The sequence below is a fragment of the Nostoc punctiforme PCC 73102 genome (genome assembly GCF_000020025.1).
GTDB lineage: Bacteria > Cyanobacteriota > Cyanobacteriia > Cyanobacteriales > Nostocaceae > Nostoc > Nostoc punctiforme.
In genome coordinates, this window is record NC_010628.1 from 4,513,386 (window position 1) to 4,527,991 (window position 14,606).

A 14,606-nucleotide genomic window follows, 5' to 3' on the forward strand; every position below is an offset into this window, starting at 1 on the left:
TTTAATTTTATCAGAGGAAATACTGAAAATGGGACGTATTTTTATATCAGCCGCTCATGGAGGCAGAGAAGCTGGAGGGATCGATTCAGGTGCGATCGCAGGTGGTACAACTGAAGCTAAAGAGATGATTCTGCTGCGGGATTTGATCGTCACCGAACTGAGGGCGCGGAATTTGGAAATTTTAGCAGTTCCCGATGACTTGAGTGCCGCCCAAACCATCACCTGGATCAATTCTCGCGGCCGCCGGGGTGATGTTGCCTTAGAGATTAAATCTGATGCAGCTAACAGCCCTTCTGTGCGTGGGGCTAGCGTCTTTTATATTGCGAATAATAGCGATCGCAAAAGCAATGGTGAACAGTTGCTAGTGGGATTATTGCGCCGCGTCCCCCAATTACCAAATCGGGGAGTCAAGCCAGATACAGATAGTGGATTAGGTAGTTTAGCATTCTGTCGCCAGACAACGCTTCCAGCTTTGGCAATGCAAGTAGGCTTTCTCAGCAATCCAGAGGATCGGGCTTTGCTGCAAACTCGTCGCCGCGATTTTGCTTTAGGAATTGCTGATGGATTGGCAACTTGGAGCCGTGCGATCGATCCTACTCCTGGCACTCCAACCGAAGCAAATTATCCACCAATTAATATCAATATTAATGGACAAAATTACTCAGAGCAAGGAGTATTAGTTAATGGCAATGCTTACATCCCCATTGATTTAGTAGATCGGCTGCGAATTGATCTTTCAAAAGCAGCTAATGTTAATCGAATTACCTATCGCAAAATAGTTTATATTAAAGCAATAGAACTACGAGATTTTAATGTTGCGGTTAACTGGGACGCTGCAACTCGGACTGTAAGTTTGCGATCCAATTTGATCGTTTGCCCTGGTCAATTGGAACGAGTAATGTCTAACGGTAATACTTCGGAAATACAGTTACAATTATTCCTCAGAAACAATAACGAAAGCGCTTTGGCCAAGTTTCCTGATATTCCCAAACTTTATCGAGAAGAAGCAGGGATAGAGGGAGTAAACTATGATATTGCTTTTTGCCAAATGTGTGTAGAAACTGGATTTTTACGCTTTGGCGGTGATATTAAACCCGAGCAAAATAACTTTGCAGGTTTAGGTGCGATCGGTGGCGGTTCAGAGGCTGCATCTTTTCCAAGCGCTAGAATTGGAGTGAGGGCACACGTCCAACATTTGAAAGCTTACGCCAGTTTAGAACCTTTGGTACAAGAAGTAGTAGATCCAAGGTTTCGCTTTGTCACACGTGGAATTGCAACATTAATCGATCAGCTATCAGGGCGATGGTCAGCAGATTTAGATTATGGTGCAAGGATTTCAGCAATGCTTAAACGATTATATGAATCAGCAGGACTTCTTTGAGTGTTGATTAAATAAACTTGCCCTAATTACTTGAACCCTCTCTCCCTTTATGCCCTTTGCGGCAAGCTACAAAGCGTCTAGTGTAGCCGCAAATTCTATTCGCTTTGAAAACATCCTTTAAAATTTAATTATCACTTCCGATTTTCCCGCCGCCACTTACCTCGTACTAAACGAATTTCATCAAAACTATAGCTTTCACCTAGTTGTTCTCGAATTGGAGTCAAAGAGATATCACCAAGAACTTCTAAAACTTGCCAAATTTTTTGCTGATGTTCAAGAGATACTAACTGATTTAAATCTACAGGCTGATTTTTTTCAATTAAATCTGTCAGATGACGAATAATTGTAGTTGGGCGAATGTTGCGTTTTTTGGCAATTTCATCAACACTTAAACCTTGTTTATGTAATTGGAATGTGACTATTTCTGTGTCGGAAGGTAAGCTAACAGAGGGTGTAAATTTAACTTGTGGTGGATCTATTAAACCTTTTTCTTGGCGATAGGCACGAATTTCTGTGAGGAATTTATCACCATATTGGGAAAGTTTGTGGCTACCTACGCCCGAAAGTTTACCAAATTCCGTTAATGTTTTCGGTTGTACCTGTGCCATCACTTTCAAGGTAGAATCCTGAAAGACAACGTAAGGTGGAACAGACTGTTCATCAGCTAGTTGTTTACGGAGCGATCGCAATCTCTGCATTAAAATTTCCGCCTCAGCAGCCTTCTCACTCCCTTCTTCCCATGTAATCTTCTGTGCTACAGGAACAGCAAGAGAAACTGTACGCTGTCGCCGCATCACTTCCCAACTCAGGGGGTTAAGTTTCAAAACAGAGTAACCATCGCTAGTCTGTTCTACCAAACCTTGATGTAAAAGCGATCGCGCCAACATTCGCCATTCATCTACACTTTTATCTTTGCCAATACCATAAGTAGAAAGTTGATCGTGTTCGTTTTGGATAATTTTCTGGCTTTTTGCCCCCCGCAACACATCAATAATGTGCAGCATTCCAAATCTTTCTTTACAACGCGCCACACAAGATAAAAATTTCATGGCTTCAATTGTCCAGTCTTGCATTGGTTTGGGATAACGGCAATTATCACAGTTAGCACAATTGCCATCAAAACGTTCGCCAAAATAACCTAGCTGAATTGTCCGCCGACAAACAGTACCTTGAGCATAGTCAATTACCTGACGCAGTTGTTGTTTAGCAATCAACTGTTCTTGAGGATCAGTTTTTTGATCGATACTCCATTCAATAGTTTTAATATCACTGAAACTAAAAAAAAGTGTACAACGTGAAGGTTCGCTATCCCTTCCTGCCCTTCCTGATTCTTGATAATAACTTTCCAAATTACGCGGTAAATCAAAGTGAATTACTAACCGCACATCTGGTTTATTAATTCCCATCCCAAAGGCAATTGTTGCCACCATCACGCGCACATCATCCCGAATAAACCGAGTTTGATTGCTACTGCGTTCTTCATCACTTAAGCCGGCATGATAAGATAAGGCGGAAATTTTATCATTTTGCAATTTAAAGGTGAGTTCATCAACTTTTTTGCGCGTCAAGCAATAGATAATTGCTGAACCTTCATTCTCTCGAATAAGTTCTAATAATTCAGCATACGCAGACTTGGTTTTAGAACGAACTTCGTAGTAAAGATTTTGACGGTTAAAGCTAGCGATGTGGATACTGGGTTGCTTTAGCCCTAGTTGTTGAATGATATCAGCACGGACGCGATCGGTGGCTGTGGCGGTGAGGGCGAGGGTAGGGACATCAGGATAGCGTTTCCGCAGAGATTTCATTTGCCGATATTCTGGGCGGAAGTCGTGTCCCCACTCGGAGACACAGTGGGCTTCGTCAATGGCAAAAGCCGCAATCCCAATTTTTTCTTTGACTAAATCGAGAAAGGGGAGAAATCTTTCACTCAAGAGACGTTCTGGGGCGACGTAAAGCAATCTGACTTTACCACTGAGGATGGCTTCTTCCCGCGATCGCACCTTATAGGGATTCAGACTACTATTTAGAAATGTGGCGTTAATATTATTATTACGCAGTCCTTCCACTTGATCTTGCATCAAAGCAATTAATGGCGACACCACCACCGTTAAGCCTTTTTTAATTAATGCAGGTAACTGAAAACACAGAGATTTTCCCCCACCCGTAGGCATGACAATTAATAAATCTCGATTTTGCAGCGCATCTTCGATAATTTGCCGTTGTCCGGGGCGGAACCTATCGTAACCGAAGTGATATTTTAGCGCTTGTTCGAGATTGGGATACTGAAGCATAGCGATCGCTTTTTCGGGGGCTGTCTGCGTGAGTAGTTTTGAAGATATCAGGATTTTAACTTACATCATCGGCAGTGTTGGTCAGACCTGTGTTTATCTACGATACTTACGGTGAGCTTTACTGCGGAACGCTGTGCGAACGCTAACGCACTAACGTCGTAGGCGCACGCCGCAGGCATCGCACTATTACCCTAGCGTTCGGCTCAATCAATGCTATGATAAGCACAAATTTCTCACTTTAGGGATGCACGTAATCAGCAAAGTGAAATTGCGGGAATTCTGGGTTCAACACGCTGATTCTGAAGATGCTCTCAATGACTGGTACAAGTTTGCATCTATTGCGAACTGGTCTAATTTGGTAGATGTTCAGAAAAGATATCCGAAAGCAGAAGCGGTTGGTAACTTTACAGTGTTTAACATCAAAGGTAATAACTATCGTTTGATTGTAGATATTAGATATTCCAGCCAGACAATTTTTATTAAATACGTTCTTACCCATCCTGAATACGATAAGGAAAGGTGGAAAGATGATCCCTACTTCTAGTCAACAAACCTATACTGATTTACTGATTCAGTATCAGCCTAAACCAATTAAAACAGAAGAGGAGTATAACAGAGCCTTAACAGCAGTAGAGGGGATGATGTCTGGTGAGTTAGCAGAGGCTGAAACTGCGCTTTTTGAGTTGCTGGTTCTTCTGATTGAAAATTACGAGGAACATCATTACTCGATGGGTAAATCAAAACCTGTGGCTACTTTAGAATCCCTGATGCATGAGTTTGATGTAGAACTAACTTCTTTAGTCGAAATTTTTGGTTCTGTTAAGATTGTTAAGGAAGTGGTTAATGGTCAACGGAAAGTTACCCAATCTGAAGCTAAGTCCCTAGCTAAGTTTTTTAATGAGCATTATTCTGGGCTTTCCCTAACGGATCTTGACTTTGGGCAGCGAGAAAATTGAAGATTATATTTTTACACATTTGGGATACTCTCAATTAGTTAGCATCTACCTAAGCGAGAATTTGCAGTTATTACTTTCCCTTGGTGTCCTACTTGGGTGCATTTTAACTGTGATTCCAAAGCGTCAATCTTTCGTAAAAGCGATACTCCCCACACAATAGAAATCAGCAACTTGATTGTCATGCCTGCAAGTAAAAGTGTTACGATTGTGGAAGTTCTCTTTTGTTGAACTAATCTTTTTTGTTGTTCTGCAAGTCGTGCTTCAACTTCTTTGGCACGTTCGGCTTCTAATGATTGCTGCATTTCTCGCCGATCTAATTCTTCACTAGCAGCTAAAAATCGATAATCTAAGTTGCCCAAGCTTTTGCCATGTGCCCAGGTTTGGGCATCAATCAAGGCTTGTCCGCGCAATAAGCGAGATTTATCATTTTCTTTTGAGGCTATCCACGCATTGAAGGTTTCATAGTAGGGGCGCAAGTAAGCTAATTTTTTTCCAACCCATTCTAAATTGAAAACTTCTTCATAAATTCGGTTTTTGATTTGGAGAAAACCTTGCTTTTTAACCACCAAGCCAGACAGCAATAGTTCTACTTGTTCTCGACTATCATCGGCTGGTACTTCCACTCCTTGGAGGATTTGCTGATAAATTCCTAGCAATCTAGCGGCAATTTGTTCGTTTCTGAGGATGCGATCGCGAATTGTCCGCAAATGCTCTGGTTCATCTTGTGATTCCCATTGATCGATGATATGCGATCGCACCACATTTTCTATCCAAAATTCTTCTGTACCAGGGGGGATTTTTAACTTTCTACCTCCATCATCTTGAGATAAACTGACAAGTAACCGACACAGCTTTTGAGTAAGAAATGGTTGCCCTTTTGTCCAAGCTAATACTTCTTTCAAAACTTTTTGGGGATGATTTTCTTTAATATCCAGTCCTAAAGATAGTGTTTGAGCTTCTTCAAATGTAAAACCATTTACTCGGATAGCTTTACCAAAATTAAACGGTGTAATGTGATTTTGATATAAAATTAAGTCTGAAGGTGTAGCAACACCGAAAATTGCAAATGTAATCCGATCGTACTCTGGATCAATTGCTCGTTGGTTATAACAGAACCGAATCAAGCTAAAAAAGTCATCCACAGAGAAATCGAGACCGAGAATACTATCAATTTCATCAATAAAAATGAATAGCCTTTCGTTAGGAAACTGAACTAAGAGAATTTCTGAAATAAACCGACTAAGTTTCTGGGGCAAAGAAATATCATTTTTTTCTTGCCACCAGGTTTTTAAATTGACTTTTCCTAACAGTTTAAAACCTAGCCACAAATCGCCTACAACTCCCTTATACCACTGTTCTGGAGTTATATTTTCGCAACCAATATTAGTCATATCAATAGTGACACATCTAAAGCCTTCTTGTTGCAAGCGATGCTTGGTTTTTACCATAAGCGAAGATTTGCCCATCTGCCTACTGCTTAGGATATAGCAAAATTCACCCTGCTTTAAGGCTTCGTAAAGTTCCACATCCGCTTTGCGCTCAACATAGCTAGGAGCATCACTGGTTAAAGTGCCACCAACTTGATATCGATAACTGTTCATTTTATTTAAAATTTTAATTAGTTCCCATTCTGAATAAATAAATTTCTATCGGGACAATTGATAAAATTCATATTAAGAACGAGAATTACTTATTTTGATTATTTATCTTTCAACAGTTTACCAGAACAATTACTATCCTGAGTGCTTTCCAAGCTGTTGGCTAAAGTAAAGGCGATATAACTCACACATAACATGAGCTTGATTGCCGTTGAGTTTAACCAAACCCATACTTTCTAGCTTATAAGCAGCGATCGCGTCTAGCTCTACTTTTTGATCCGTTGCAATTACCTGCTGCATAGCTAACATTAATTTTGGGTCTTTTTGTAGTAAGCTCAACAGTTCGCGTAAATGCTGACTGTAAATTCCCACTGGTGTAGATGCAGTTTCTAGTAATACCTCTAATGTCATTTCCTCCTGACATAGATGATAAAGCGCAAGGCTCACCAAATAAGGATGTCCTCCTACCATCGTTTGTAGGGGTGCAAGGCGTTTTGCCCCTTCGGAGTCGGCTGCACAATTTAATCCATAAGACAATGCTAAATTCTGTACCTGATTGAGAGTCAATGGTGGCAGCGTAATTGTGATCCCAACATTGAAAGGCGATTGGTTAAGCTTTAGTGGAATATAAATTTCTGTGGTGTGAACTACCACCATCCGTAGTTTTTGCCAGATTTGATCCTGCTTTGCTTGTTCGTGCCAAAATCGCAGCATTGGCAGAAAATCTTGAGCAATATTGGGATGTTCAAAAACTCGATGGACTTCATTTAAAGCCAAAACTAGAGGACTATTATCAATGTATTGCAGTAGATATGCTTCAAAATAGATTTTGCAGCTTACCTTGCTGCCCATTTCCATATCCCAAAAATCATCTAGACAGGGAAGAAGATTTAACTGTCTGCTGACATTGACACAAAACCAACGCAAAAATTTATCAAGAGAAGCAAAAACGTCTTGATCGGCTTCTTGAAAGTCTAAATAGACGATTTGATAACCTTGCTCTCTAGCATAAGCAATCATCCGGTTGAGCAGCGAACTTTTTCCTGTCTTTCTAGGTGCTTTGATTCGGATTAAGCAACCAGGGTATAAAATCTCGTTACAAACAAGTTCTTCCAGAGGGGGGCGGTTGATGTAAAGAGGAGAACCCAGTGGTACTGGTCCGCTCGGAAATTCAATTTTGCTTGCTGAAAACGAGTCCGGAGACACCATTTCTAAGTTAGATTCTTCACTGAATTCTTGTTGGCTCTGATTTTCGCGATTGCCTATTTCGTCTTGCAGGTATTTCTTCAAGGCTAAATGCAGATTTTTTTTGGTTATTTTTTTTCCAAGTGCGATGGAAAGGTCTTGCCACAACTCAGAGCCAACTTCCTTGATGTAATTGTCGCGGTAGCCTGATTCCTCTGCCATTTCACCATAAGTTTTGCCCAACCACGACTGAGACAGCACAAAGTACTGAATGGAAGCAAGAGGCTTGTCTTGCAGAATTGTTTCTACTGCTTGCAGAATATCTTCCACGGTCATTAAAGTTTAAACAATTACTAGATAAATTCATCTATTTTGACCTATTAATAATATACAACCGAATAAATACTTAAAAAAAGATTCTAAGAATACAGTTTTTTAAACTATAATTTAATGCTGCTTACTTCAAAAAGCTTGCTTATTTTTAAGCAAGATTAAGGAAAGTTAAGTATTAACCTAAGCAGATTGGGTTTTAGAAAATTTAGAAAGACATCACTTTTTCAGTGCCAGAGTCAAACCATCTGCGATCGCTACTAAACTCAGACTAACTCGCCGGTCTTGATGCAGCTTTTGATTAAAGGCACGAATCCTTTTAGTTCTATTATCCTGCACCTGGGGGTCAGCAACCCTGCCTGACCAGAGAACATTATCGATCGCAATTAGTCCCCCCGATCGCACTAATTGCAGCGATCGCTCATAATAAGTATCATAGTTGCTCTTATCTGCATCGATGAAAGCAAAATCAAAGGTTTCCGCTTCTCCCGTTGCCAGTAAACGATCTAAAGTCTCCAAAGCTGGGGCAATGTGCAGTTGAATTTTATCTGCCACTCCAGCTTGCTGCCAATAACGCCGAGCGATCGTTGTAAATTCTTCACTCACATCACAAGCTACCACCTTGCCGTCACTTGGTAACGCCAAGGCTACCACCAGGGAACTATAACCTGTAAATACCCCAACTTCCAAAGTTTTTTTCGCTCCTAGTAACTGCACCAGTAACGCCAAAAATTGCCCCTGTTCAGGAGCAATCTGCATTCTACCTACTGGATGCTGGGCTGTTTCATGCCTCAATTGGGTTAAAATTTCTGGTTCTCGGAGAGAGACTGATAGTAAATAGTCATAAAGGTTTTGTTCAAGTCCTAGTGTTTGAGTGGTCATAAGGTGCGTTTTTCTTTTATCTAAACCCCACAGACTAATTATCTGGTTTTATTGTAAATACGCAGGGTAAATGTTGGGTTTCGTTCCTCAACCCAACCTACGCAGTTGAAGGGTTTTGGTGTTAACTGAACCAACCATATCGCTATGCTTTTTGAAAGTGAGTAAAATTCTTGGACAATAATTCCTATTGTCTCTGTGTTCTCTACGCCTCTGTGGTTCAATAGATTAATTTTAAACCGCAGAGGTACGAGGAGAAAGCAAAGATTTTAGAAGTCACATATCTTGCTTGTATATCTCTAATAATTTTGGAATGTAATCATACCCATCTACACCGATAACCGCAATTATTTTAGGGCGATGTTGCTGTAAGAAACTTTGGAAAGCTTCTGCCCCAATTTGTCCCTGCAAAATTGTTAGTAACCCTGCCGCTTGCCGCCACTCATTAGAAGCAATTTGCTCCAAAAGATACATTCCTAAACAGCCTGTGTAAACAGTTTTTTCCGAATTGTGGAGATGATAATAAGCTTCTGCTAAATAAGCTAGGTTACGCCCCTGTAGATACAAATCGCCGGAAACTTGCGCTGTTTTAAAGCCATCCTCCAAATATTTAATTGCAGTTTGGTGTTCTCCAATTACTAGATAAGCGATTCCTAAGCTACTCACACATAAAGCTTTACTTTGAATATCGCCTAATTTTTCTGATAATTTTAAACCTTGTTCCAAATAATTAATTGCAGCTTCATAAGTTTCAGGTTCTAGATTCTCCAGTTCTTGAGCCTGCATGACTTCGCTGTAACCTAAATTTACTAGTGCGTTGGCTTCTCCTGTGCGTTGGCTTTGCCCGCCGTAGGCATCGCCTGCTTGCCGACTCAATATTAATGCTCGTTGGCTGTAGTTAATTGCTTCAGCATAATTTTGCTGTTGCACGTAGGTGCGGCTGAGGTGGTTGAGATTGGCAATTTCACAGGCGCGATCGCCTGCATTCCTGGCTATCTCTAACGCCTGCTGATGAAAATCTATTGAGCGCTGGTATTGTCCCAAAGCACGCTGTGAATAACCTAAAAGGGTCAATATCCGCGCCTTTTCTTGGGTTCCCTCACCTCGTCGTAATGGTTCATCTAAATAATCGAGGGCATCTCGCAAATAAGTACCAGTAAAAGAGGCAAATATCCCGCCATAAAAGGGAAAATATGGACGCTGGGCAAAGGTTCGCAAAATCTGGAGCATGATTTGAGAACAGGCATCGGCGTATACTGTGCCAATACTTGCAAAACCACTGGCTAATTGACTCCAAATCACTGCAAAGGTCAAAAAAGTGGAAATGGACAACTTTGGCCCGGCTTTAACATCGTAAGCTTGTTGGTCAAACCAGTTAATTAGTCCCCGTTGCAAGAACTGTAAAATTAATGCCATTTCCACCCAATCTCTCAGGGTGATTCCTCGTTGTCGCTGGGCGAACTCAATTGCTGATTTTTCCATCGCTAAGGTGCGAAGCAGTGCTTTGGGTAACTCACTATTGAGTTGTTTAGCCCAACTTGCCCAAGGACCACGTTCTCCCGGTACGCCGCCAAATCCTAAAGCTTCTTTTTGCTCGTACATCCAACTGAGCAAGTTGTCTTGCAATCGCTGCCAAGAAGCTAAACCACGAGTAATCCCTTCGGAAAACTGTTCTAAATCACTATCTGCCTGGGCAAATTGCTGTAATGCTTTTGATAATTGCTGTAGCTGTTGTAAATTTAGCGGATACTTCTGATTGGGGTCAGTAATCCGTAAAAATGTCGCCAGTCGCTCGTCAGCCGGGGCTGTGGTAATTTCTGTAACTGCCGAAGCGATCGCTTCTGTGGTTTTGTTTTGCTCTTGCCAACGTTGCCATTGACTCTGAATAGTCTTAATGGCTCTCAAACTGCGAGTAGCTTTGGCTTTCTTGAGTTCGTCTTTTTCACCATCTACTTGGCTTTGGAGGGCATTCAAGCGATCGCTTAAAACTAACTCAAATACTTCCCCTGTACCGGAAGTAATTCCTTTAAGCAGCATTTGGTACACCATCTCAACAGAGCTAATTTTGCCCTTGAGGGTGGTTTCAACAATTTCATCGATTAAGGCAAGATAGCGATCGCGCAATGGCAGAGAATCTGACACTTTAGCTACTAAGAAACGTCACGTCAATTCTAATTCTAGTCTAGTGGGGAGAAGGGGGAAGGGGGCAGCACTTTGGCTCCTTTCGACTTCGCTACCTCGGCTTCGCTACCTCGGCTTCGCTCGGCACAAGTCAAGGCAAGTCGCTCAGTGACTGGAGAGCAAGGGGTAGGAGAGCAGGAGGAAACTTGGTTCATCCATTATGGAACTGGATGAATCCACCTTTGAACTCCGTTGACGAGTATTTGAACTGGATAAATCCACCTTTTATCTCCGTCGCCGAGTATTTGAACTAGATGAATCCACCTTTTATCTCCGTCGTCGAGTATTTGAACTGGATGAATCCATCTTTTATCTCCGTCGCCGAGTATTTGAACTCCGTTTACGAGTATTAAAGGCTCATTAATAAGCCTTTAATACTCGTAAACCATTATAAAAACTCATCAAACAAGGCAAAAGTAAAAAGCAAAAGAAATATTAAATTCATCTTTAATTTTTAATTTCTAATTTTTAATTCTTCAAGTGCGTCCGGTGAGGTTGGCAACTACAACTGCTAACTCAGAGGGATTTACTGGTTTGGGGACGTGGAGTTGAAAGCCTGCTAACAACGCTTGCGTGCGATCCTCTGCCCTAGCGTAGGCTGTCAGCGCCACTGCTGGAATCCGCCCTCCTTGATCTGTTGGTAGCGCCCTTACTTGACGAATTAGTGCGTAGCCATCTTGTTGTGGCATACCGATATCGCTCACCAGTATATGGGGGCGAAATTGTTGCAAAGCAAGCAGTGCTTCACAAGCAGATGCAGCTGCTATGACTTGCGCCCCATACTGTCCCAGAATTGTGGTGAGTAAATGACGCGCGTCTGCCTCATCATCAACAATTAGCACTCGCAAGTCATCTAATCTCGGCAGGTAATTATTAGCCTCTGGGACATCCACCAGAGATGAAGGCTGCTCTGCTGTATTAGCCTCTACATAAACGGCTTTCATCGGCAGATTGACAATGAATGTCGCTCCCTGTCCAACTCCTAGACTTTCGACAGAGACTGTGCCACCGTGTAATTCTACCAAGTGACGGACGATCGCTAACCCTAATCCTAGTCCGCCATGCGATCGCGTGCTGGAACTGTCAGCTTGACGAAAGCGTTCAAATACATGGGGGAGAAATTCGGCAGCAATTCCCACTCCCGTATCACTCACCCGAATTTGCACGGAAGATTCAATCCGCTCTAATTGCACATCAACGCTTCCGCCCTTGGATGTAAACTTGACGGCGTTGGAGAGCAAGTTCCACACAACCTGTTGCAAGCGGTTGGTATCACCCACAACTATCCCAACTTCAGGATCGAATTTACACTTGATGTTAATCTCTTTAGCCTCAGCTGCTGGGCGCACAGTATCGATTGCCGCCTCTACAAGTGGTACAAGTTTTATCCGATGGATACTGAGATGAAGTGTGCCCCTAATAATCCGTGACACATCTAGGACATCTTCGATTAGTTGCGCGAGGGATTTAGTGTTACGCTCAATTGTTTCTAGCGCCCGCGCAGTAGTAGCCTCATCAAACTTACGATTTCTCAGTAGCTGCGTCCAACCTAATATGGCGTTTAAGGGTGTACGGAGTTCGTGGGAGAGGGTGGCGAGAAACTCATCCTTCATCCGGTTTGCTGATTCTGCATCAGCGCGTGCTGCTTTTTCGCGCTCAAGCAGTTGTTCGCGTTCTTGCTCTGCTTGCTTGCGATCAGTAATATCGAGCATAAACCCATGTAGTAGCTGCGGCCCATTCTCATCCCGCACGACATTAATAATGTCATACAGCCACACAACTCTGCCATCAGCAGCCAACATTCTGTATTCAAATTCGTAATTATTCAGTGACAGCGAAGATTCTTGGCAATACTGAATAGCCCACTCGCGATCTTCTGGATGCATGTGTTTTTGCCAGAAATCATCGATGTACCAGTCTGATAATGGATAACCAAGAATCTCAACGGTTTGCGGCCCTACATAAGTAAAATTTCCGGTAGTGGCATTTACCTCCCAAGGAATTATGCGGACTTTTTCGGTGAGTGTCTTTAACCGTTTTTCGCTCTGTTTTAGTGCTGCTTCTGCTAACTTATGAAGTGTAATATCTGTGATTAAGGCAACAAATCCTTCAACTTTTCCTTGCTCGCTGAACTGGGGAACGTAACTTACATTTATGTAATGGTGTGTGCCATCTTTATGAGGTAATTGGGTTTCATAAGTGACTTCCTCTCCAGAAAGTACTGCTTCTACATAAGGAAGAATTGACTGATAAACCGACTCTCCCATAATTTCTCTAATGTGTTTACCATAAATTTCGGAAGCGGGAAGTCCAAACCAGTCTTCATATCCCTTGTTATTAAAGCGATAAAGCTGCTGGATATCAACATAAGAAATCTGGACAGGCACAGCATTTGTAATTAGCCGCAGTTGCTCTTCTTGTTGATTTAGTGCTGCTTCTGCTTGTTTGCGTTCTGTGATATCGCGTTGAGTTCCCCACGCTCTAACTAAAAGACCATTTTCGACAATTCCCACCAGATTATTCAAAAAATATTTGGAATTACCTTGCTTATCTATTTCGTGAGATTCTGCATCGATTAATCGGTAGTTAGAACGGATAAAATTACGCAGGTATGCAATATTATGTGGATCGGAGGGAATGAGAAAATCTCCTAGTCTGGCGTTGATAATTTCTTCAGCACGAGAACAGCCATACATCTGTGCCATCACATTGTTGCATTCGGCTAAGTAAACATATTGGTAAAAATGTTGAATTTGTTCATCTTCTGGACAGTCTGGCGAAATTGGTACTTCTAGTTCAATGCACCAAATACCTTCTGAACTCTGCTCTAAAAAAGCGCGGTAGCGTTCTTCGCTTTGGCATAGGGCAAGCTCTACCTGTTTGCGTTCGCTTAAATCAAGGACAAAAGAGATAATATCGTTAGAATTATTCTCTAACAAAGCAGAACCTAGCAGGATGGGAACACAGTTCTGATCTTTGCGGATGTATTCGTTCTCAAAAGGCTGACATACTCCTTTGGCTTTGAGTTCTGCGATCGCACTGTTGTTTGCTTCAATATATTTTGGTGGGATCATATCGCGCCATCTAACCCGCCCGGCAAGTAAATCTTCTTGCGAATAACCTACCATTCGTAAAAAAGCATCATTGGCTTCTGCGATCGCCCCATCCATATTGGCTACAATTATCCCAATAATGTTGGACTCTACCAACCTTCTAAACTTTGCCTCGCTCACTTTTAACTTCTGCAAACTCATTTGAAGATGTTGTTTGGCAGTGCGTAACTCTGAGTTTAGCAAGGTGATGAATGTTGTCACCAGGACAAACAAGCCTAACCGTCTTATGTTGTCTAGACTCGCAACCGAGAGCGAAAACACTGGCTCTAAGAAAAAATAGCTAACAGTTAAAGTAGACAAAGCAGTAGCCAGCAGCCCTGCTTCCATACCACCATACCAAGCACTAACCGCCACGGCAGCAAAAAACAGCAGGAAAATAGTTGGTTTCAGTAGTGGCTGTAGCAATAGTGTTAGTAGCAATGCGCTACCAACAGCCAATAGTGCAACAGCATAGGGTGCTAGAAGGGAACGTGTTCCTTTCAATGTGGCTTCTCCTTTTATGCAGCTAGCTAAAGGATTATTCCCAAAATCAGCTAGAGAATGCGATGCGTTAACCAGTCTGCGTTCGCTTCTAGCGTCTCGTAGAGAGCGTCACAGCCCGTCGTAGACATCGCTCAATATTTATTATGCATCGAAATAATACACATTAAAGCAGTTATTTGCTGTGAATCTATCTAAAGGATTAAAGCTTA

At 42.0% G+C, this 14,606-nt stretch carries 10 protein-coding genes; 4 read left to right on the forward strand and 6 right to left on the reverse strand.

What is annotated here, in order from left to right; translation table 11 throughout:
• Window positions 1-28: 28 nt before the first annotated feature.
• On the forward strand, window positions 29-1,381 hold the full coding sequence (gene tftA / locus NPUN_RS18120) for a hormogonium tapered terminus morphoprotein TftA (RefSeq protein ID WP_012409952.1): 1,353 nt from the start codon (window positions 29-31) through the stop codon (window positions 1,379-1,381).
• Window positions 1,382-1,512: 131 nt separating this feature from the next.
• Here tftA and recQ read toward each other — a convergent pair whose 3' ends face one another.
• Window positions 1,513-3,672 carry a DNA helicase RecQ gene (gene recQ / locus NPUN_RS18125; protein ID WP_012409953.1) on the reverse strand — a complete coding sequence of 720 codons (2,160 nt, stop codon included), beginning with the start codon at window positions 3,670-3,672 and terminating at the stop codon, window positions 1,513-1,515.
• A gap of 244 nt (window positions 3,673-3,916) precedes the next feature.
• On the opposite strand from recQ, the gene NPUN_RS18130 reads away from it, so the two are divergent.
• Window positions 3,917-4,216, forward strand: a complete 300-nt coding sequence (locus NPUN_RS18130) for a type II toxin-antitoxin system HigB family toxin (RefSeq protein ID WP_041565499.1) — start codon at window positions 3,917-3,919, stop codon at window positions 4,214-4,216.
• The gene (locus NPUN_RS18135) at window positions 4,200-4,628 is read left to right on the forward strand and encodes a helix-turn-helix domain-containing protein (protein ID WP_012409954.1); all 429 of its coding nucleotides are present in this window, start codon (window positions 4,200-4,202) and stop codon (window positions 4,626-4,628) included. The genes NPUN_RS18130 and NPUN_RS18135 overlap by 17 nt, the downstream gene beginning before the upstream one ends.
• 38 nt (window positions 4,629-4,666) lie before the next feature.
• Here the strand turns inward: NPUN_RS18135 and NPUN_RS18140 are convergent, their stop codons facing one another.
• The 4 genes from NPUN_RS18140 to NPUN_RS18155 form a co-directional block, all read right to left on the reverse strand.
• Window positions 4,667-6,229: an AAA-like domain-containing protein gene (locus tag NPUN_RS18140; RefSeq protein WP_012409955.1), complete on the reverse strand. Its 1,563-nt coding sequence runs from the start codon at window positions 6,227-6,229 to the stop codon at window positions 4,667-4,669.
• Window positions 6,230-6,361: 132 nt separating this feature from the next.
• Entirely contained in the window at window positions 6,362-7,747 is a 1,386-nt protein-coding gene (locus tag NPUN_RS18145; protein WP_012409956.1) for an AAA-like domain-containing protein, read from the reverse strand.
• 213 nt (window positions 7,748-7,960) lie between these two features.
• Window positions 7,961-8,623, reverse strand: a complete 663-nt coding sequence (locus NPUN_RS18150) for a class I SAM-dependent methyltransferase (protein ID WP_012409957.1) — start codon at window positions 8,621-8,623, stop codon at window positions 7,961-7,963.
• A 273-nt stretch (window positions 8,624-8,896) separates the two neighbouring features.
• Window positions 8,897-10,762: a tetratricopeptide repeat protein gene (locus NPUN_RS18155; protein WP_012409958.1), complete on the reverse strand. Its 1,866-nt coding sequence runs from the start codon at window positions 10,760-10,762 to the stop codon at window positions 8,897-8,899.
• Window positions 10,763-10,834: 72 nt separating this feature from the next.
• Between NPUN_RS18155 and NPUN_RS42010 the strand changes: the two genes are divergently transcribed.
• Window positions 10,835-10,975 (forward strand): hypothetical protein, encoded by a 141-nt coding sequence (locus NPUN_RS42010; protein WP_167315645.1) that lies wholly within the window; start codon window positions 10,835-10,837, stop codon window positions 10,973-10,975.
• A 302-nt stretch (window positions 10,976-11,277) separates the two neighbouring features.
• On the opposite strand, the gene NPUN_RS18160 is transcribed toward NPUN_RS42010, so the two are convergent.
• On the reverse strand, window positions 11,278-14,397 hold the full coding sequence (locus NPUN_RS18160; protein ID WP_012409959.1) for a PAS domain S-box protein: 3,120 nt from the start codon (window positions 14,395-14,397) through the stop codon (window positions 11,278-11,280).
• Window positions 14,398-14,606: the final 209 nt, after the last annotated feature.